The organism is Myxococcus sp. MH1 (assembly GCF_059738865.1).
Genome location: NZ_AP026947.1, coordinates 4024204 through 4043682 on the forward strand (window position 1 = coordinate 4024204; position 19479 = coordinate 4043682).

Genomic DNA, 19479 nt, shown 5'->3' on the forward strand with positions numbered 1-19479 from the left:
TCCGTCACGCCAGCTCGCACACCGAGCGTCATCGCGTACGAAAACCGACAACGTAGTCGGACGCGTTCTGGGTGGTCAAGGCGTTATCGTTGCCCGTTGATGTGGTTTGTGGTAGTAGTGCCCGGCTTGTTGATGGAAGGCCGGTTGCGAGTCTTTCAAGGAGGCAGTTAGTGCAGACCAGCTTCAAGACTGGTGACAAGGCGGTTTATCCGGGCCAGGGCGTCGGTGAGGTGATGGGTATCGAGCACACCGAAGTGGCCGGGCAGCGCCAGTCGTTCTACGTGCTGCGCATCCTGGAGAACGGGATGCGGATCATGATCCCGATCAACAAGGTCGGGTCGGTCGGCCTCCGGGAGATCATCAGCGAGGAGGATGTGAAGCAGGTCTATTCCATCCTCAAGGAGAAGGACATCTCGGTCGACTCCACCACCTGGAACCGTCGGTACCGGGAGTACATGGAGAAGATCAAGACGGGCTCCGTCTTCGAGATCGCCGAGGTGCTGCGTGACCTCTACCTCCTGAAGGGCGACAAGGACCTGTCGTTCGGCGAGCGCAAGATGCTCGACACCGCGCGCTCGCTGCTCATCAAGGAGCTGTCGCTGGCGAAGGACTGCTCCGAGGAAGAGATCGAGTCGGACCTGAAGAAGATCTTCAACCTGGCCTGATCCGGGCCTCCAGCCCGACACTCCCGCCCCGGGTTCCCTCACAGGGAGCTCGGGGCTTCGTGTTTGTGCGTCATGATTGAGCCGTCATCCTCCTCCGCGTCGGCGCGGGCCGAGCGGGACCTTCGCATCGCCGAGCTGGAGGCGAGGCTCGCGCGCCGTCGCGTGGGCGTCAGGCCGCTGGCCGCGGTGCTGGGCATCATGGTGAGCCTTGCGCTGCTGGCGATGCAGCGTCGGGAGCTGGCGTATGTCTTCTCCCCGGCCGCTCCGCTCACGTTGGGCGTGGAGGGGGACTACCGGTTCGACGCGCTGGTCTCCAACCGCTACGCCCAGGTGCATGGCATCCCCACCGCGCGGGGCGCCTACGAGCGCGAGGGCGGCGCGACGTACGTCCTGGTGGGCCTGCGCGAGTCTCCGTTCGTGGTGCGCAGGCTCGCGTTGCCCGGCGAGGACTGGGTGGAGGGCCGGCCTCCGCCTTCACCGGACTCGCGGCCCTTCGCCATCCGGGGGCGGCTCCTGGCGCAGGAGGACGCGCCTCGCTACCGGGACGCGCTCGCGTTGTTGAAGGGCATGGGAGAGCTTCAGCCCCACGAGGGCCGGCTGTGGCTTCTCATCGAGGGGGAGCGCCCCGGTGAGGACCGGGGGCGGGTGCTGGTGGCCCTGGCGCTGCTCGCGTTCGCGGTGTTGAACGCGGTGCTGCTGGTCAGGGGGCTGACTCGGCGGTGGTCTCCAGACGCCTGAGGCCCTCGATGGCGCTGCGGTTGCCCGAGTCGTACTTGAGGGCCTGCTGGAAGGCGGCCCGCGCGGCGCTCGAGTCGTGGGCCTTCATGTGGTCCACGCCGGAGCGGACGTACAGGATGGAGAGCTGCTTGCGCAGCTGCGGCCCCTGCAGGCTCCAGCCCTTGGAGAGCTCCTGGTCGATCTGCGTCGCCAGCGCGAGCTGGGAGATGGCGCGCGCCGTGTCGCCCTTCGCGAGCGCCTTGCGGGACTCGGCGCTGGTGGCCTCGAAGCGCACGAGCTGGGCGTGGAGCGTGTTGAGGCGGGCGCCCTTGGCCAGGTCCATCGCGCCAGCCAGGTCATTGGCTTCGTAGAGGCGCAGGACGTCCGCCTCCGTCACGGGGCCCGTGGGCTTCGACGGCGCGGCCTTGGGGGCGGTGGATTCGGGGAAGGCCGCCACCTCCACGTCCGCGCTGGCACTGCTCGGCCGGACTGCGCCCGAGGCGATATCGCGAGCGCTCGGACTCGGCGATGCAACGGTGCTGGCCGGCGGCGAGCCCCGGCTCGCGCCCGAGGCGATGTCCCGGGCGCTCGGGCTCGAGGATGCAACGGAGCTGCCCGGGGATGCGCCCCGGCTCGCGCCCGAGGCGATGTCCCGGGCGCTGGGGGTCGGAGCCGCAACCGGGTTGCTCGACGGCGAGCGGCCCGCTCCCGAGGCGATGTCCCGGGCGCTCATGCCGGTGGCCGCGACCGGGTTGCCGGAGCCGGCGGCGCCCTGTCCGTCCGAAACCTCATCGGTCCGCGAACCCCGCGAGCTGGTGTCCTGCTGTGCGCCCCGGTTGCCATTCCCGGCGATGTCGCGGGCGCTGAGTCCAGCCGGCGACGAGGGGCGCTTCGTGCCCGAGCCTTCGTCCGAGGCGGTCCGCTCGACCTTCGCGGTGCCAGCGTGCTCTCCGCCAGGACCCTCGTCGACCGCGCGTCCCGTCACGGCGCGCGCATTGCCCGGGTCCACGAGCAGGGGCGGCTCGGCGTTCGTATCGCCGCTCGCCGTCGTCGCGCCCGCGTTCGTCGTCGCGCCCTCGGTGGGATTCACCGCGCGACTCGAGCTCAGCCCCACGGCCAGCACCGTCACCAGCGCGGCCACGGTGGAGCCCACGCCCGCGGCGACGAGCCCCACGCCCAGCGGCCCCAGCCCTCGCTTGCGAGGCACGGGCGGAGGCAGGGCCTGGGAGATGGCAGGCAGACCCGCGGCGGGCGTGCCTCCGGGGCCGCGCAGCCGCAGCAGCGCGTTGCCCAGGGTGATTTCGTCGCCCGACATCACCTCGACCTCGCCCGTGACGCGGACGCGGTTGAGGAAGGTGCCGTTCTGGCTGCCCAGGTCCTTCAGGAGGAACTGGTCCCCGGTGCGGATGACCTGCGCGTGCCGCCGGCTGATGGACGGGTGCTGCAGCCTCAGGTCCGAGGACGAGGACCGCCCCAACACCAGCGAGCCCTGCTGCACCGGCACCAGCTGCCCGATGCCAGGGCCGCGCTCGACGTACAGGAAGGCCGGCGGGTGACCGGGGTTCGAGTACTCGCGGCCCCAGTCGAACCTGGCCGACAGCTCCCGGTCCGCCTTGTCGCGGCCCTTGCCCGAGCCCTGACGGGGCGCCTTGCGCGGGCCCGCCGGGTACTGGGGCACGCGCTGGGGACGCGGGTCATCGGCCTGCAGGGGCGCCACCTCGTCGTCGTCGAAGGGCAGCTCCACCTCGGGCTCCTTCGGCGCCTGCGAACCCGGCGGGCGGGGAGGGCGGGGCGGGCGCTTGGGATTCGGTGGAGCCATGAACACCATTCTCGCTGATTGAGGACCGGCTGGAAGGTTCTCAGGCCCTGGGCGTCCGAAGTTGTCCAGGTCCGATGGTTTCCCCCAGCCCTTCCGGATTCAAGACCCCGTGAATGCTGGCCTGTACAGGGACCGGGAATCTAGAGTGGCGGCCACACGCACAAAGACGGACCTCCAGGAGGAATGGCGCAAGTGACGACTCCCCCCACCATCCGGCTCTTCAACACGATGACCATGCAGAAGGAGCTCTTGCAGCCCTCTGTCCCGGGCTGCGTGGGGGTCTATGTCTGTGGGCCCACGGTCTACAGTTACATCCATATCGGGAATGCTCGCACCTTCACGTCGTTCGACGTGGTGGTCCGCTACCTCCGGTACCGGGGGCTCCAGGTTCGTTATGTCCGGAACTTCACGGACGTGGACGACAAAATCATCAAGGCCGCCCAGGAGACGGGCGAGGCCCCGGTGGCGCTGGCGGCGCGCTACGTCGAGCTCTTCCGCGAGGACGCCAAGGCGCTGCACATGCTGGAGCCGGACGTGGCGCCCAAGGTGAGCGACCACCTGCCGGAAATCATCGGCATCATCCAGAAGCTCGTGGACAAGGGCTTCGCCTACGCGTCCCAGGGCGACGTGTACTTCTCCGTCAGCGCGGACAAGGACTACGCGAAGCTGTCCAAGCGCCACCTGGAGGACCTGTGCGTGGGCGAGCGCGTGCAGCCCGGCGACCAGAAGCGCGAGCCGCTCGACTTCGCGCTGTGGAAGGCGGCCAAGCCCGGCGAGCCCGCGTGGGACAGCCCCTGGGGCCCGGGGCGTCCGGGCTGGCACATCGAGTGCTCGGCGATGAGCGCGAAGTACCTGGGTGAGACGTTCGACATCCACGGCGGCGCTCTGGACCTCATCTTCCCCCACCACGAGAACGAAATCGCCCAGAGCGAGTCCGCCAACGGGGTGGAGTTCGCGAAGTACTGGATGCACTGCGGCTTCCTGGACCTGGAAGGCGCGAAGATGTCCAAGTCGCTGGGCAACGTGGTGCGCCTGCGCGACGCGCTCCAGCGCGTGGACGCGGAGGCCCTGCGCTTCTTCTTCCTCTCCACGCACTACCGCCACCCGCTCAGCTTCTCCGACAAGGCCCTGGCCGACGCGGAGGCGCGCATGGAGTACTTCTACGAGACCCTGCGCAAGGTGGACGAGCGGCTCGCCGGCAAGGACTTCGGCGACGGGCCGGTGCACGGCGACCCGCACCGCTTCCTCGCCGAGTTCGAGTGCGCCATGGACGACGACTTCAACAGCGCGGGCGGCCTGGGCGCGCTGTCGGGGCTGTTCGGCCTGATGAACGAGCTGACCGACAAGCCGCCGGTGAAGGACAAGGCGCTCGTCGGGCGCACGCTGCGCGCGCTGCGCGAGGACGTGCGCAAGGTGTCCGGCGTGCTCGGCCTGTTCGAGGACGACTCGAGCGCGTGGCTCTTGCGCCGGCGTGAGCGCGCCGTGCGCGAGCGGGGCATCGACGTGGCGGAGGTGGAGCGGCTGCTCGGTGAGCGGACGGCCGCTCGGGCGGCCAAGGACTTCGCCGCCGCGGACCGGGTGCGGACCACGCTGAAGGAGAAGGGCGTGGAAATCATGGATACGCCCGCCGGCACCTCGTGGAAGGTGGCGGCCGCGCAGGGCTGAAGGGCTGCGGTGCCCCGGGCCTTCGTGTTAGGGCTCGGGGCACCATGAAGCACCTGCTGTCACTGCTGCTGGCCCTGGCCTCCGCTCCCGCGCTCGCCCAGCGCGCGCCCCTCGTCACGCCCGCCGAGAAGACGGCCGCGGGCACCATCGACCCGGACGTGCTGCGCGCGCACATCCGCTTCCTCGCGCACGACCTGCTCGAGGGACGCGGACCCGGCACCCGGGGCGACGCGCTGGGACAGGCGTACATCGCCTCGCAGTTCGAGGCCCTGGGCCTGAAGCCCGCGGGCTCGGACGGCACGTTCTTCCAGCCCTTCGACCTGGTGGGCGTCACCGGCCATCCCCAGGCGATCTCCGTGCGCGCGCCCCTGGGCAGCGCGGAGCTGAAGTTCCACGAGGACTTCATCGCGGTGTCGGGCGTGCAGAGCCCCGAGGCGCGGCTGGACGCCTCCGAGCTCGTCTTCGTGGGCTACGGCATCCAGGCGCCCGAGTACGAGTGGGACGACTTCAAGGGGATGGACGTGCGCGGCAAGACGCTGCTCATCCTCAACAGCGACCCGGAGGATGACCCGCGCATCTTCGGCGGCCGCACGCGGCTGTGGTACGGCCGCTGGGATTACAAGTACGAGCAGGCGGCGAAGGTGGGCGCGGCGGGCGCCATCATCCTGCACACCACGCAGAGCGCCGGCTACCCGTGGCAGGTGGTCCAGTCCTCGTGGACGGGTGAGCAGTTCGAGCTGCCCGCCACCACGGGCCCCCGGCTCCAGGTCAAGGCGTGGACGACGGAGGACGCCACCCGCCGGGTGCTGCAGCTCGCGGGGCGCGACCTGGAGACGCTGCGCGCCGCCGCGCAGTCGCGCGACTTCCAGCCCGTGCCGCTGGGCGTGACGGTGTCCACGCGCTTCGCCAACGAGGTGCGCCGCCGGCCCACCGCGAACGTGCTGGCGATGCTCCCCGGCAGCGACGCGAAGCTGTCCAACGAGGTGGTGCTCTACAGCGCGCACCACGACCACCTGGGCAAGAAGGAGGGCGGCAAGCCGGGCGAGGACACCCTCTACAACGGCGCGCTCGACAACGCGGCGGGCGTGTCCGCGATGCTGTCGGTGGCGCGTGCCTATCGCTCGCTGCCCAAGGCCCCGCGCCGCTCCATCCTCTTCGCCGCGGTGGCCGCGGAGGAGCAGGGGCTGTTGGGCTCGCAGTACCTCGCGGAGCATCCGCCCGTGCCCGCCGGCCGCATCGCCGCCAACGTCAACATCGACGGCGCCAACATCCACGGACGCACGCGCGACATCACCGTCATCGGCCTGGGCAAGTCCAACCTGGACGCGGTCATCACGGCGCTGGCGAAGACGCAGGGCCGCGTGGTGAAGGCGGACCAGCTGTCGGACCGGGGCTTCTTCTACCGCTCGGACCAGTTCAACTTCGCGCGCCAGGGCATCCCCGCCGCATACTTCGGCAGCGGCATGGACTTCATCGGCAAGCCGGAGGGCTGGGGCCGCCAGCAGCGAGAGGCGTGGGAGGCCAAGCACTACCACCAGCCTTCCGACGAGCTGCGCGCGGACTGGGACATGTCCGGCGCGGTGGAGGACGCCCGGCTGTTCTTCCTCTTGGGGGCCCACGTGGCCCGCGTGCCGGAGCTGCCGCGCTGGAACAAGGGCGACGAGTTCGAGGCGGCCCGCCTGGCGGCCTTGAAGGCGCTGGAGGCGCCCAGGACGCCCCCGTCGGAAGGCGCCTCGAAGTAGGGCAGGGGGCGCTCCGTCCGCCGGTCGACGGGCGGATACAAATGTGCAGTGTTTCCCTCCGCGAGGGTGTTAAACCTCGCGGATATGCCTGAGTTCCAGATCGTCAGCGACCACCAGCCCGAGGGCGACCAGCCGAGGGCCATTGGCGAGCTCACGGAGGGCGTGCAGCGGGGCGACCGCTACCAGACGCTCCTGGGCGTCACCGGTTCCGGCAAGACGTTCACCATGGCGAACATCATCGCCAACGTGCAGCGGCCCACGCTGGTCATCGCGCACAACAAGACGCTGGCCGCCCAGCTCTACGGCGAGTTCAAGTCGCTCTTCCCGAACAACGCCGTCGAGTACTTCGTCTCGTACTACGACTACTACCAGCCCGAGGCCTACGTCCCGTCGACGGACACCTTCATCGAGAAGGACTCGTCCATCAACGACAACATCGAGCGCATGCGCCACTCGGCCACGCACTCGCTGCGCACGCGCGACGACGTCGTGATTGTCGCCAGCGTCTCCTGCATCTACGGCCTGGGCACGGCGCGCAGCTACGTGGACCTGGCGGTGCGGGTGGACCAGGGCGGGGAGATGGAGCGCGACGCGTTCATGCGCCGGCTCGTCGAGTCCCAGTACGAGCGCAACGACATGGACTTCCACCGCGGCACCTTCCGCGCGCGCGGCGACACCGTGGAGGTGTTCCCCGCCTACGAGGAGGAGCGCGCCATCCGCGTGAGCTTCTTCGGCGACGAGGTGGAGCGCATCACCGAGTTCGACCCGCTGCGCGGCGTGACGCTCGGCGTGCTGGACAAGGTCGTCATCTTCCCCGCCAGCCACTACGTCGCCGGCGAGGACTCGCGCAGGCGCGCCATCCAGACCATCCGCGACGAGCTGGCCGAGCAGCTCGGCATCTTCAAGCGCGAGGGCAAGCTGCTGGAGGCGCAGCGGCTGGAGCAGCGCACCATGTTCGACCTGGAGATGATGGAGCAGGTCGGCTACTGCAACGGCATCGAGAACTACTCGCGGCACTTCTCGGGGCGGGCCCCGGGTGAGCCGCCGCCGTGCCTCATCGACTACTTCCCGCGAAATCTCCTGGTGCTCATCGACGAGAGCCACCAGACGGTGCCGCAGATTGGCGCCATGTACCGGGGAGACCGCGCGCGCAAGGAGACGCTGGTCAACTTCGGCTTCCGCATGCCCAGCGCGCTGGACAATCGGCCGTTGAAGTTCGGCGAGTTCGAGGAGCTGGTGCCCCAGGCCGTCTTCGTCTCCGCGACACCGTCCGAGTACGAGCTGCAGAAGTCCCAGGGCGTCGTGGTGGAGCAGATCATCCGTCCCACGGGCCTGACGGACCCGGAGGTGGAGACGCGGCCCGTCGGCAACCAGGTGGACGACCTCCTCGAGGAGGTGCGTGTCCGCGTCAGCCGCAACGAGCGCGTCCTGGTGACGACGCTCACCAAGCGCATGGCGGAGGACCTCACCGAGTACTACGCGGACGTGGGCGTGCGCGTGCGCTACCTGCACTCGGACATCGACGCGATTGAGCGCACGGCCATCATCCGCGACCTGCGCAAGGGCGAGTTCGACGTGCTGGTGGGCATCAACCTCTTGCGCGAGGGCCTGGACATCCCCGAGGTGTCGCTGGTGGCCATCCTCGACGCGGACAAGGAGGGCTTCCTGCGCAGCCACGTGTCGCTCATCCAGACCATCGGCCGCGCGGCGCGCAACCTGAATGGCCGCGTCATCATGTACGCGGACTCCGTCACCGACTCGATGAAGAAGGCGCTGGAGGAGACCTCCCGTCGCCGGGAGATCCAACGCCAGTACAACAAGGAGCACGGCATCACCCCGCGCTCCGTCAAGAGCAACATCACGGACCTGTCCGAGCACCTCTACGACGCCGAGTCCGCGGGCGCGCTGCCCATGGCGGCCGAGGGCGAGGACGACGTGCTCGAGTCGAAGGAGCTCAAGCGCCTCATCGAGGAGTTCACCCAGGACATGCACCGGGCCGCCGAGTCGATGGAGTTCGAGAAGGCCGCCGAGTACCGGGACAAGGTGCAGCTGCTCAAGGACATGGACCTGGGCCTCAAGCCCGCGTCGCGCTCGCTGCTCAAGGGCCCGGCGAAGGCCAAGGAGGACGACGGGCCGAAGAAGGGCCGGGGCCGGGGTCGTTCGTCACGGGCGAAGCCGCGCCGCTAGGAGGCGCCTGTCATGGACGTGAAGCTCCAGGAGAAGCTCGACGCCCTCCCCACCGAGCCCGGCGTGTACCTGATGAAGGACCGCCGCGGGCAGATCATCTACGTGGGCAAGGCCATCAACCTGCGCAGCCGCGTGCGCTCGTACTTCACGCGCACGGGGGACACGCGCGTCTTCGTGTCGCTGCTCGACGAGCTGCTCGGCGACCTGGAGACGGTGCTCGTCCACAACGAGAAGGAGGCGCTGCTCCTCGAGAACGAGCTCATCAAGAAGCACCGCCCGCGCTTCAACGTCCTGCTCAAGGACGACAAGCAGTTCATCTCGCTGCGCCTGGACCGCACCCACGCGTATCCGCGCCTGGAGGTCGTCCGAAAGTACGAGCGCGACGGCGCGCGCTACTTCGGCCCGTACTCCAGCGCCGGCGCCATCCGCGAGACGCTGCGCATCATCAACCGCTACTTCCGGCTGCGCACCTGCACCGACCACGTGCTGGCCAACCGCAAGCGCCCCTGTCTGTTGTTCCAGATCGGCCGCTGCCCGGCCCCTTGCGTCTACCCGGTCCCCGAGGACGACTACCGTCGCAGCGTGGACGAGGTCGTCATGTTCCTGGAGGGCAAGGCGAGCGAGCTGGTGGAGGGCCTGCGGCTGCGGATGAAGCGCGCGGCGCAGGACCTGAAGTTCGAGGAGGCCGCGCGGGTGCGCGACCAACTGCTCGCCATTGAACGAAGCCTGGAGCGTCAGAAGGTCGCCACCACGGACTTCAAGGACCAGGACGTGTTCGCCCTCTACCGCGAGGGGGACCGCATCCTGTTCTACGTCCTCTGGGTCCGGCAGGGCCGCCTCAACGGCGGGCAGGCGTTCCCCTTCGGCAGCCAGGAGTTCCCCAACGAGGAGCTGCTCGCCTCGTTCGTGAACCTCTACTACGACCAGGGCAGCTTCGTGCCGGAGGAGGTGCTGCTGCCGCTGGAGCCGGAGGACGGCCTGGCGGGGCTGGAGGGCCTGCTCACCGAGCGGAAGGGCGAGCGCGTGCGCGTCATGGTCCCCAAGCGAGGGGAGAAGCACGAGCTGGTGAAGATGGCGGAGAAGAACGCCGAGCAGGCCTTCATCGAGCGCCGGCGCACCAAGGACGAGACCGACCAGGTGCTCTCCCGCCTCCAGCAGCGGCTGGGCCTGCGCAACTTCCCGCGCCGCATGGAGTGCTTCGACATCTCCCACTTCCAGGGCTCCGCCATCGTCGCCTCCCAGGTGGCCGTGACGGATGGCGAGGCCGACAAGTCCCGCTACCGGAAGTACAAGATCAAGACGCTGGAGAAGCAGGACGACTTCGCCAGCATGTACGAGGTCGTCACGCGCCGGCTCAAGCGCGGCCAGGAGGACGGCGACCTGCCGGACCTGCTCGTCATCGACGGCGGCAAGGGCCAGCTCGCCAGCGCGCACGCGGCCATGAAGGATTTGGGCGTGGACACGGTGGACGTGGTGGGCCTGGCCAAGAGCCGTGACCTGGAGGTTTTCGACCGGGACGCGGAGAGCGCTCGCAGCCCCGAGCGGGTGTTCGTCGTGGGGCGAAAGGACCCCATCGTGCTGGCGCAGAACTCGGCGGAGATGTTCATGCTGACGCGCATGCGGGACGAGGCGCACCGCTTCGCCATCACCTTCCAGAAACAGGTGCTGCGAAAGAGCCGGGTGCGCTCGGCGCTGGAGGACATCCCGGGGGTGGGGGAGGTGCGGCGCAAGGCGCTCCTCAAGCACTTCGGCTCGCTCAAGCGCGTGGGTGAGGCGAGCATCGAGGAGCTGGCGGAAGTCGTCGGTCCGGCGGTGGCGGAGCGGGTCCATGCGGGGCTTCATGGACACCCCGACGAAGAGGCCGAGGACCCCGTCCGGGAGGCTTCCCTGGATGACGCCACCGAACCCTCCCACGAAAAATCACGGGGAGGGTCGCCACCCGGTGCGGCGTGATTAATTTCCGCTGCAGACTGCGGGGGGAAGCGCGCTGGAACCGCGACGTTCCTGGGGTTTTTAATTGCGACTGGGCTCCGCGCTGATTTATAGCGGTTGACGATTCGAGCAGCTCCAAAGAGGGCGAGGGACCGACATGAGGCTGTATCCGAAGGTGATCCCGATCATTTCGCGAGAGACGATTCAACGGCTCATGCAGGATGGGGACATCGAGGTGGAGCCGATGCGCGTGGCGGACGCCGAGATGGACCTTTCGGCCATCATGCGTGAGTACCTCGCGAACGAAGAGCGTGTGAACCAGGCGACGCGCGAGGCGCTGGAGCGTCGCGGATACGACCCCTCCAAGTTCAACCAGGTGAAGCGCGAGATGGCGGACGTCCGCGGCTTCAAGATGGGCGACGAGGGCATCGAATACGTCATCAACCAGATGATCGAGTTCCTGCTCATCAGCCGGAACGTCGAAGAGGTCTTCTCGGCGGATAACTCGCTGCGTCAGAAGATCCACGTGGTGATGAAGAAGCACCTGGACGTGGACGAGGACATCGACAAGGAGGCGCGCTCCCGCCTGAAGCACCTGCAGGAGGGAACGAGCAGCTTCGAGATCGAGTACAACAAGACGGTGGAGCAGATCCGCCGCGCGCGGGGCCTCATCTAGTCTTCTTTGGAGAGAGGGGACTGTCGTTCCCCGCTCCGCTGCCTACCTTGTTGCACAAGGAGGCAGCGTCGATGGCGGGACCTCTCACCACGCTTCTTTTGTCCGGAGTACTGGCCGCCGGGCCAGGCGGGTTCACGTTCGAGGGCCGGGAGGCCAGCGCGGGGACCGAGCGACCGGACGGCTTCTTCATCCAAGGACCCTTGCCCTTCACGGACCTGGCCGAATCCGGCACGGGGAGCGCCGAGCTCACCGTGGAGGACCGGGTGGACCTGGCCCAGGCCACGTACGGCGACAAGGCGGCCTTCCAGGCGACGTTCCGGCTGGGGAACACCGAGTACCGGGTGGAGCTCGCCCAGGCCGGTTTCCCGCCCGCCCAGGCCCGTTCCCAGGCCTCGTCCAGCGTGCCCCCGGCACCCCGCCACACGGTGGGCGGCGGCGTGCTCCTGAACGTGCCCATCTACGGGGACAGCGGGCTGGGGTGGTCGGTCATGACCCGCTCCCATGCGGCGGTGGCCGTGTGGGGAGTGGGGAGCGTGTGGCGTGATGGCCGGTTGCTGACGGACACGGCGCTCATCCACGTGGCGGCGTTGGACGCCGGGGCGTTCGCGGATGACTCGACGCACCGGATGCTGCGTCAGGCGCGGGCGGGGGACACGGAGCTGGTGGTGCTCGCGTACAACCTGCCGACGGACGTCGAGCGTCGGGGCTTCGTGCAGTTCGTGTTCGAGGACGTGGCCATCGAGGTGGCCGGGGTTCCGGTGCGCTCGGTGGCGGTGGTGGAGAACACGGGGAATCTGACGGTGGACCCGACGCGGCTGACGCCCGTGCCGGCGAACGTCGCGCCTGGCCTGCCGCCCATCCTTCCGCAGCCGGCGGCCACGGGTGGCAGTGGCCTGGCGACGGGAACGTCCGTGTCGGCGCCGGAGGTGGGGACGCCCGGGGGCAGTCGGGTGTTCGTGGGCGGGGGGCAGGGCGGCACGGTGGTGCGGGGAGGCGCCACGGTGGGGACGGGGACGGCCGATGTGACGGCGCCCGAGTCGCCCGCGGTGGTGAGTGGCGGCTTCCCCACGAGCGTGGTGGCGGAGCCGCCGGTGAACATCTCGGGGGTGACGTTGGGGACACCGACGACGAGCCCGACGCTCGCGGCGGAGGGGGTGCTGACGACGGGCGCGTCGCCGGTGGGGACGGCGCCTGGGTTCTTCGGCTCCTCGGGGACGACGTCGAGCCTGGCGACCACGGGGTCGTTCTCGGTGCCGGTGCCCTCGGTGACGTCGCCGAGCTTCGATGCGTTCCTGGGCACGTCGCAGGTGAGTCCGGGCATCCTCGCGACGGCGCCGCCGCTCAATGCGGCGCCGGGCTCACCGCCGCCGGGGCTGCTCGGAACGCCCACGCCACTGAATGCCGCGCCCGCGCCGCCGCTCTTCGGGTCTCCCACGCCGTTGAACGCGGGGGCCGCCACGACACTGCCCGCGACGCCTGCTCCGGCCAATGCGGCGCCTGCCCCGGCCAGCGCCGTGCCCGCGACGTCAGCACCCGGCGGCGCGGCTCCAGCGAATTGAGGCACGGGTCTGTAGAGACATGAGAGGGTGCGCCGCGAGCGTTCGTTGCTCGCGGTGCCGCTCCGCGAGCGCCGTCATCGCCTGTGCATCCGCCTCGCGGCGCAGGCGGGCGACGGCCCGGTGTCGACGTGACAGCGCGAATGGTGTCGGCGGTCAGCGAGCCCGTGAGGGCGCGCCCTGATGCGCCATCGCGGCCGCCTGGGCCAATCGCTTGCGAATCTGGACGACGACGTCGTGCAGCTCGTCGAGCCGCTCGAGGACGCGAAGGTCATCCCCGGTGTTGATGAGGTTCACCGGTGACAACGTCGCGCCGCGCAGCGTGGTCAACACGTCGTGGAAGTGCGCTTCGACGTCACCGAGCGCGTCCAGCCCTTCCCTCAAATCGTCCTCCAGCAGGTCGACGAGCACCGCCGCGTCGGTGCGAGCGGGGAGCGCGCGAGCGAGGCGTTCGGTCGCCACTCGGACCGGGTCGGCCTGGCGCGAGAGCACGGGGGCGGCGAGGGCGAGAGGGGGCATGGGCTCGACGCTACAGGCCCGTAGCACCCCGTCAATTTTCCCACCCCCGCGGGGCCTCCCCCCTCAGTGTCCCTTCGCCGCGAACACCGCGCGATGGGCCGACAGGAAGTCGCGGATGTCGACGGGCGCGTGCCCGGTGAGGTCGGCGATGGCCGTGCTCACTCCACTCATGCGGCCCTGTGCCACGGCCGCGTCGAACGACGCGTAGGCCTCCGCCATCGGTGCGGGCAACCCGTGCGCCACCAGGCCCGCGGCGAGGCTCGCGGTGTCCACGGCGATGGACTCGACGGGGCGCCCCGACAGCTCACCCGCGAACCGCGCCAGCTCCGCCTGCGTCACCGCCGACGGCCCGGTGATCTCCAGCACGCGCTGTCCCTCGTACGAGGAGGCGAGCGCCGCCACCGCCGCCCGGGCGCAGTCCTCGCGCGTGACATACGCCGTGGCCCCCGTCCCGGTCGCCGTGACGAGCCGCCCCTGCGCGACGGCCTGGGGCAGGCTGTGCAAGAGCATCTCCATGTAGACGTTGTTGCGCAGCACGGTGAAGCCCAGTCCGCTCGCCGCCAGCGCCTGCTCCGTGGCCCAGTGGTCCTTGGCGAGCGTGATGGGCGAGTCGGGCTCCGGCCGCGTCAGCGACGTGTACACGACGTGCTTCACCCCCACGCGCCGCGCGGCCTCCACGGCATGGCGATGCTGGGTGATTCGGCGGCCAGGAACATCGAGCGAGTCCGTGCTGACGAGCAACAGTCGCTCCGCGCCGACGAACGCCGCGTCCAGCGTCGACGCGTCATCGAAGTCCGCCTTGCGCACCACGACGCCGCGCGCCGCCAGGTCCGCGAGCTTCGACGGCTCGCGCGTGGTGACGATGAGAGGCCCCTTCCTGGCCTCGAGGAGCAGCTCCACGACGCGGCGGCCCAGATGGCCGGAGGCGCCGGTGACGAGCAGGGTGGGGGATGTGGCCGTCATGTGAATCTCCAGAGCGAGGGAGCGACATTGGCTCCGGCTCATGGGTAGCGCCGCCCGGCGTCCTGCACAATGCGGCCCGCTGGAGCATACTGTTCCACGGGAGGAACAATGGACCTGAACCAGCTCACCCTCTTCGTCGCCGTCGCCGAGGGCGCCAGCTTCTCCAGCGCGGCGAAGAAGCTGGGCCTGCCCAAGTCTTCGGTGAGTCGGGGCATCGCCCGCCTGGAGTCCTCGCTCGGTGTGCAGCTCATCCACCGCACCACGCGCCGGGTGTCGCTCAGCACCGCGGGACAAGCGCTCTACGAGCGGGTGTCCCCGATGCTGCTCGCGCTGCGCAAGTCCGTGGGGGAGCTGCCGGAGTTGGAGGAGGAGCCGTCAGGCGTGCTGCGGCTGACGTCGGTGGTGGACTGGGGGACCACGGTGCTCGCGGAGGTCATCACCCGCTTCGTGGCGCGCTACCCCGCGGTGAAGGTGGACCTGCACCTGGACAATCGCGTCGTGGACCTGGTCGCGGAGGGCTTCGATGCCGCGCTGCGATTGGCCATCGCCCCGTTGAAGGACTCGTCGCTGCGCGCCCGCCGCCTCGGGACGATCTCCCTGCGGCTCTATGCGTCGCCGGCGTATCTCGCGCGCCGGAGCATGCCGCGCCATCCTCGCGAACTCTCCAGCCACACCTGGGTGTCCTTCCGCTCCCCCATGCCCTTCCGGCTCGTGGGGCCCGGCGAGACGCTCGTCATGCCGCAGGATGGCGCCATCGTCTGCGACGACATGTTCTTCATGCGGGAGGTGCTTCGTCAGGGCGCGGGCATCGGGTTCCTGCCGACGATGCTCGCGGAACCGGAGGTCGCCGAGGGGCGACTCGTCGCGCTGCTTCCGAAATGGAGCATGCCGGCGGGGAGCGTGTGGTTCGTCTCCACCGCGGAGCGGCACATGCCTCGCAAGGTCGCCGCCTTCCGCGACTTCCTCCTCGAGACGCTGAAGCAGCGCTCCTTCCCGATGTGAGGCCGGGAGCGGACACTCCCGCCGCGCTCACCTCAGAGCGAGCCGAGGAACTTGAGCACCGCGGCGCGGTCATCGGCGGACAGGCGGTGGAAGCCGTCGCGCGCGGTGCGCGCCTCGCCGCCGTGCCACAGCACCGCCTCTTCGATGGTCCGGGCCCGGCCGTCGTGCAGGAAGCCGGAGTAGGGCAGCACCGTGTGCGTCAGGCCCAGGCCCCACAGCGCGGGCGTGCGCCACTCCGTGCCCGTGGCCGCGCCATCCGGCCGTCCGTCCGCGAGCTCCGGCCCCATGTCGTGCAGCAGCATGTCCGTGTACGGATGGATGCGCTGGAAGGCGAGCTCCTCGTAGGCGGCCTCGCCCGTCTCCAGCGTCTCGCGGTGGCAGGACTCGCAGCCCAGCGCGCGGAACAGCTTCTCGCCGCGTTGGACGACGGGGTCCTCCAGCGCGGTGCGCGCGGGGACTCCGAGCGACTCGGAATAGAAGACGGCCGCCTGAAGGATGTCGGCGGTGATTTCGTGCGTCCCGTCCGGCTCCGGGAAGAGCGGGCTCGTGATGCCCATGTCGTTGAAGTACGCCTCCGCGGACTGCTGCAGCAGGTGCGGGCTGTTCGCCTTCCACCCGAAGCGCCCGGGCAACAGCGTGCGCAGCGCCACGTCCCAGACCTCGTTCATCCGTCCGGAGATGCCGTCACCGTCCCGGTCATCCGGGTCCTCGAGCGCGCGCAGCGCCTCGATGGGAACGGCCTCCAGCAGCCCCAGTCCGAAGACGGGCGGAGGAAGCCGCAGCGACATCATCATGTCCTCCGGCAGCGCCGAGCCATCCGACTTGACGATGCTCACGCTCGGCGAGCGCAGCGTGTACGGCGTGCCATCCGGGTACTGTCCGGTGTGCTCCAGCCACGACAGCGTGAGCGAGGCCGGCGGCACCTGGCCGTAGATGGACTGGTCACGCACCTGGAGCCCCAGTCCGGGGACGGGCACCGCGCCGTGGGGATGGTCGGGCACGCCCTCCGGCAGGCTCACGCGCACGAGGAGCTGGGTGCGCTGCGCGGTGGGCCCCATCACCGGCATGCCGCGCCCGTTGCGCAGGTGACAGCCGTTGCAGGAGACGTTGTTGTACGTGGGCCCGAGCCCCGGGTTCACCCGCGAGGGCGCCGGGACGAAGATGGCCGCGAACGCCGCGTCGCCCGCACGGTGCAGCCGGTCGTACTCGGGACGCAGGTTCGCGGCCGGCTGCGCGAACGCCTGCGACGTGCGGTTGTCGACGGTGGTGGCCCCGCCCGCCCTCGGTGGCTCCAGGGGCACCATCGGCGCCTCCTCGCCACAACCGGCGGACCACAGCAGCAGGGCTCCCAGCATCACCGCACGTCGCATGGTGTTCACCTGGCCTGAGTTCCTACATCACTTCGACAGCAGGGGCAGGACCTCGCCCTGGAAGGTGTCGTGCAGGGCGCGGATGGCCTCCTGCGCGGCGGCGATCTTCGGGCGCTCCGTCTCGTCACGGATGGAGTCGCGGAACGGCTCGCGGACGGCAGCCAGGGCGCTGATGGAGCCGGCGATCTGCTGGCGGATCTTCGCGTCGAGCGCGCTGTCCACGCCCACTACGTCACGCAGCGACATGCCCGTCTTGGCCTCGCCCTGCAGGTGACCCAGGTACGCGTTCTCCACGCTGCGGATGTTGTTGCTGAAGTCCTCCAGCGAGTTGTACGCGAACTGGCTCTCCACCACGTCCGGGTCCCTGGTGTCGTAGGGCTCGGCGATCTTCCCGTTGGCGACCTCGTCCAGGATGGTGGTGATGCCACCGACGATCTCCTGGGCGGCGGCCTCCACGGACGGATACGCGGTGTTGCCGGACTGACCCGCCGTCGCGAGCGTGTCACGGAACGGCGGGTTGCCGTCGTGCGCCTGCGCCCACGCGCCGTGCAGCAGCTGTCCCACGGCCTTGAGCTCCGCGGACAGGGCCGTGACGTACTCCAGCTCGCGGGGCGTCAGCTGCTCGACCGTCTTGGTGCCGCCATCGCCGTAGATGAGGTACTCCAGCGTGTGGAAGCCCTTCTGCTCGTTCTTGAGGTTGCTCACGTACTGCTGGGTGAGGGCGGCGTTGTTGGCCAGCACCGCCTCCAACTCGGTGTGGCTCACCGGCCAGCTGTCCAGCGCCGGGTCATAGCCGAAGCTGTCCACGGGGCCGAAGAGGAAGCCCTCGCTCTGCTCCCAGGGGATGCGCGCCGCGCGCCAGGCCGCCTTGGCCGCCGTCAGCTTCTCCGTCGTGGGCGCCGTCGCGAGCGCGACGCAGGCCGCGTCCAGCTCCGTCAGCCGCGTGGCCAGCCGCGCATAGGTCGGCACCACGACCTTGTCCGCGAACGTGACGACCAGCTCGCTGGTGACCTTGGAATCGCCCTCGTTGGGGGTGTTGGAATCATCATCGCCGCAGGCCGCGAGGAACAGCGAGCCGGTGAGGAGCGCGGGCGCGAGCGCCAGACGCAGGGGCAGGGACGTACGCTTCATGACTGACCTTTCGTTGGGGGGGAGGGGACACGGGGAGGGCCGCGTCAGTAGTTGAAGCCGGTGGCGAGGCGCAGGGTGTTCTCCGGCCGGAAGGCGTTGGAGCCCATGCGGCGGTGCCCGAAGTCGAGCTTCGCGTACACCGTGTTCAGCAGGTTGTAGGCCACGCCCACCGTGTAGACGGTGCGGCGGAAGCGGGGGTTGTCGTACAGCTCCGCGCGCGGCTTGAACTGCGTGTCCACGTAGTCGTAGCGGACGAACGGGACCAGGTGGTGCGAGTTGCTCAGGCCCACCACCGACGCGATGTCGTAGCCGAGCTCTCCCCACGCGGCCAACGCGTTGTCGGACACCGGCGTGCGCATCACGCCCAGCAGGTTCGACAGGCGCGCGTTGCGCTGCGAGACGAGCTCCGCGTTCTTCAGGTGGCCGTACATCACCATGCCCTTCGCGCTCCACGGGCCCTTGGACACGGACAGGTGCACGTCCAGCAGCGTCAGCGGCGCGGACACGTAGCCGCACGGGGCGACCTCGCGATCATTCGCCTCCTCGCAGCTCTTCACCAGGTCCGCCTTGGGACGGTTGCGCGTGGTGTCGCCGTGGTAGGCGGACACGCCGAAGATGAACCCGTCGAAGCGGGTGACGTCCGCGCGGAACACCAGGGCCATGTCCGTGGCGCGCTGCACCTCGAAGCGGCGCTGGTGGCCGCCCACCGCCCACAGCTGCGAGCTGAAGCCCGTGGAGTCCAGCCCGTTGACCAGCTGTCCCGTCAGCCGCAGGCCCCAGGGGAACTTGTAGCGCAGCCGCAGGCCCATCTCGTCCCACGTGTTGGGGATGATGCCCGTCTCCGCCTCGTCGCGGAGGGTGCCCAGGTAGTCGGTGGGGCGCGAGAACTCGCTCAGCGTGCCCACCGCCACGTAGAAGCGGCCCACCGCGAGCGCCGCGTGGTCGCCGAGCTTCTTCGAGATGTAGAGCTCCTCGACGAGGATCTCTCCACCCTTGTCCAGCTCCTGGTCGAACTCGCCGAACTCCTCGTACTCGAGCTCCATCGCGGTGCCGGTGCCGCCGTGCTCGAACTCGACCTCGACTTCCACCTCGAGCCCGTAGTCCGGCAGCGCGCCCTTCATCTCGAGCACGAAGCGCGTGGTATCGAACTCCAGCCGCGAGTCGCGCTGCGCGCCACCCGTCCGGTTCTGGTTCAACCCGTAGTTGTGATAGCCGAACAGCAGCTCACCGTAGGCGGTGACGAACGTGTCGATGTTCGGCCGCGCCCGACTCAGGGCCGCGGGAGCGGGCGCCGCGCTGACGGGCGCGGGCTCCTGGGCGGCGGGGGACGGCGCGGGCTGCTCGGGCTGCTCGGCGGATGGAGCCGAGGCGACGGGCCCCTCGGGCGAATCACTCGGCGGTGCGGCGGAGACCACCGGAGCACCGGCCGAATCCTGGGCGCGGGCGACCGTCGTGGAGAGCAGCAGGGTGGAACAGAGCAGGAACGACGACGAGACAAGACAAGAGCGTGGGCGCATCGGAGCGGCGCGCACCCT

The 19479-nt window shown here is 69.7% G+C and carries 15 protein-coding genes; 9 read left to right on the top strand and 6 right to left on the bottom strand.

Going from position 1 to position 19479, the window contains the following annotated elements; all coding sequences use genetic code 11:
• Nucleotides 1–170: 170 nt before the first annotated feature.
• Both AC6JA9_RS16100 and AC6JA9_RS16105 read left to right on the top strand, forming a co-directional pair.
• Entirely contained in the window at nt 171–665 is a 495-nt protein-coding gene (locus AC6JA9_RS16100; RefSeq protein ID WP_013939202.1) for a CarD family transcriptional regulator, read from the top strand.
• 72 nt (nt 666–737) lie between these two features.
• A complete protein-coding gene (locus tag AC6JA9_RS16105) occupies nt 738–1403 on the top strand; it encodes a hypothetical protein (protein WP_497960067.1) in 666 nt (221 codons plus the stop codon).
• Here the strand turns inward: AC6JA9_RS16105 and AC6JA9_RS16110 are convergent.
• Nucleotides 1366–3201, bottom strand: a complete 1836-nt coding sequence (locus AC6JA9_RS16110; protein ID WP_223783026.1) for an FHA domain-containing protein — start codon at nt 3199–3201, stop codon at nt 1366–1368. The two genes, AC6JA9_RS16105 and AC6JA9_RS16110, sit on opposite strands and share 38 nt — an antisense overlap.
• A gap of 192 nt (nt 3202–3393) precedes the next feature.
• On the opposite strand from AC6JA9_RS16110, the gene cysS reads away from it, so the two are divergent.
• The 6 genes from cysS (at nt 3394) to AC6JA9_RS16140 (ending at nt 12962) form a co-directional block, all read left to right on the top strand.
• The gene (gene cysS, locus AC6JA9_RS16115; protein ID WP_370641912.1) at nt 3394–4866 is read left to right on the top strand and encodes a cysteine--tRNA ligase; all 1473 of its coding nucleotides are present in this window, start codon (nt 3394–3396) and stop codon (nt 4864–4866) included.
• Nucleotides 4867–4910: 44 nt separating this feature from the next.
• Nucleotides 4911–6608 (top strand): M28 family peptidase, encoded by a 1698-nt coding sequence (locus tag AC6JA9_RS16120; protein WP_223783024.1) that lies wholly within the window; start codon nt 4911–4913, stop codon nt 6606–6608.
• A gap of 84 nt (nt 6609–6692) precedes the next feature.
• Nucleotides 6693–8795: an excinuclease ABC subunit UvrB gene (uvrB, locus tag AC6JA9_RS16125; protein WP_497960069.1), complete on the top strand. Its 2103-nt coding sequence runs from the start codon at nt 6693–6695 to the stop codon at nt 8793–8795.
• 12 nt (nt 8796–8807) lie between these two features.
• Nucleotides 8808–10748 (top strand): excinuclease ABC subunit UvrC, encoded by a 1941-nt coding sequence (gene uvrC, locus AC6JA9_RS16130; RefSeq protein ID WP_141325214.1) that lies wholly within the window; start codon nt 8808–8810, stop codon nt 10746–10748.
• Nucleotides 10749–10884: 136 nt separating this feature from the next.
• Complete coding sequence (locus AC6JA9_RS16135) at nt 10885–11403, top strand: DUF507 family protein (RefSeq protein ID WP_046712884.1); 519 nt, start codon at nt 10885–10887, stop codon at nt 11401–11403.
• Between the two features lie 71 nt (nt 11404–11474).
• Complete coding sequence (locus AC6JA9_RS16140) at nt 11475–12962, top strand: hypothetical protein (RefSeq protein ID WP_473566928.1); 1488 nt, start codon at nt 11475–11477, stop codon at nt 12960–12962.
• 153 nt (nt 12963–13115) lie between these two features.
• On the opposite strand, the gene AC6JA9_RS16145 is transcribed toward AC6JA9_RS16140, so the two are convergent.
• Nucleotides 13116–13478: a hypothetical protein gene (locus AC6JA9_RS16145; protein ID WP_223746751.1), complete on the bottom strand. Its 363-nt coding sequence runs from the start codon at nt 13476–13478 to the stop codon at nt 13116–13118.
• 63 nt (nt 13479–13541) lie between these two features.
• Nucleotides 13542–14441, bottom strand: coding sequence for an SDR family oxidoreductase (locus AC6JA9_RS16150; RefSeq protein ID WP_223746752.1), 900 nt, complete (start codon nt 14439–14441; stop codon nt 13542–13544).
• Nucleotides 14442–14549: 108 nt separating this feature from the next.
• On the opposite strand from AC6JA9_RS16150, the gene AC6JA9_RS16155 reads away from it, so the two are divergent.
• Nucleotides 14550–15443, top strand: a complete 894-nt coding sequence (locus tag AC6JA9_RS16155; RefSeq protein WP_483577620.1) for a LysR family transcriptional regulator — start codon at nt 14550–14552, stop codon at nt 15441–15443.
• Nucleotides 15444–15475: 32 nt separating this feature from the next.
• Here AC6JA9_RS16155 and AC6JA9_RS16160 read toward each other — a convergent pair whose 3' ends face one another.
• From AC6JA9_RS16160 to AC6JA9_RS16170, 3 genes are read right to left on the bottom strand one after another with little or no spacing between them, the layout of a single operon-like run.
• Entirely contained in the window at nt 15476–16813 is a 1338-nt protein-coding gene (locus tag AC6JA9_RS16160; protein WP_483577621.1) for a di-heme oxidoreductase family protein, read from the bottom strand.
• A gap of 27 nt (nt 16814–16840) precedes the next feature.
• Nucleotides 16841–17944: an imelysin family protein gene (locus AC6JA9_RS16165; RefSeq protein WP_223783019.1), complete on the bottom strand. Its 1104-nt coding sequence runs from the start codon at nt 17942–17944 to the stop codon at nt 16841–16843.
• Nucleotides 17945–17988: 44 nt separating this feature from the next.
• Nucleotides 17989–19461 carry a hypothetical protein gene (locus tag AC6JA9_RS16170; protein ID WP_497960071.1) on the bottom strand — a complete coding sequence of 491 codons (1473 nt, stop codon included), beginning with the start codon at nt 19459–19461 and terminating at the stop codon, nt 17989–17991.
• Nucleotides 19462–19479: the final 18 nt, after the last annotated feature.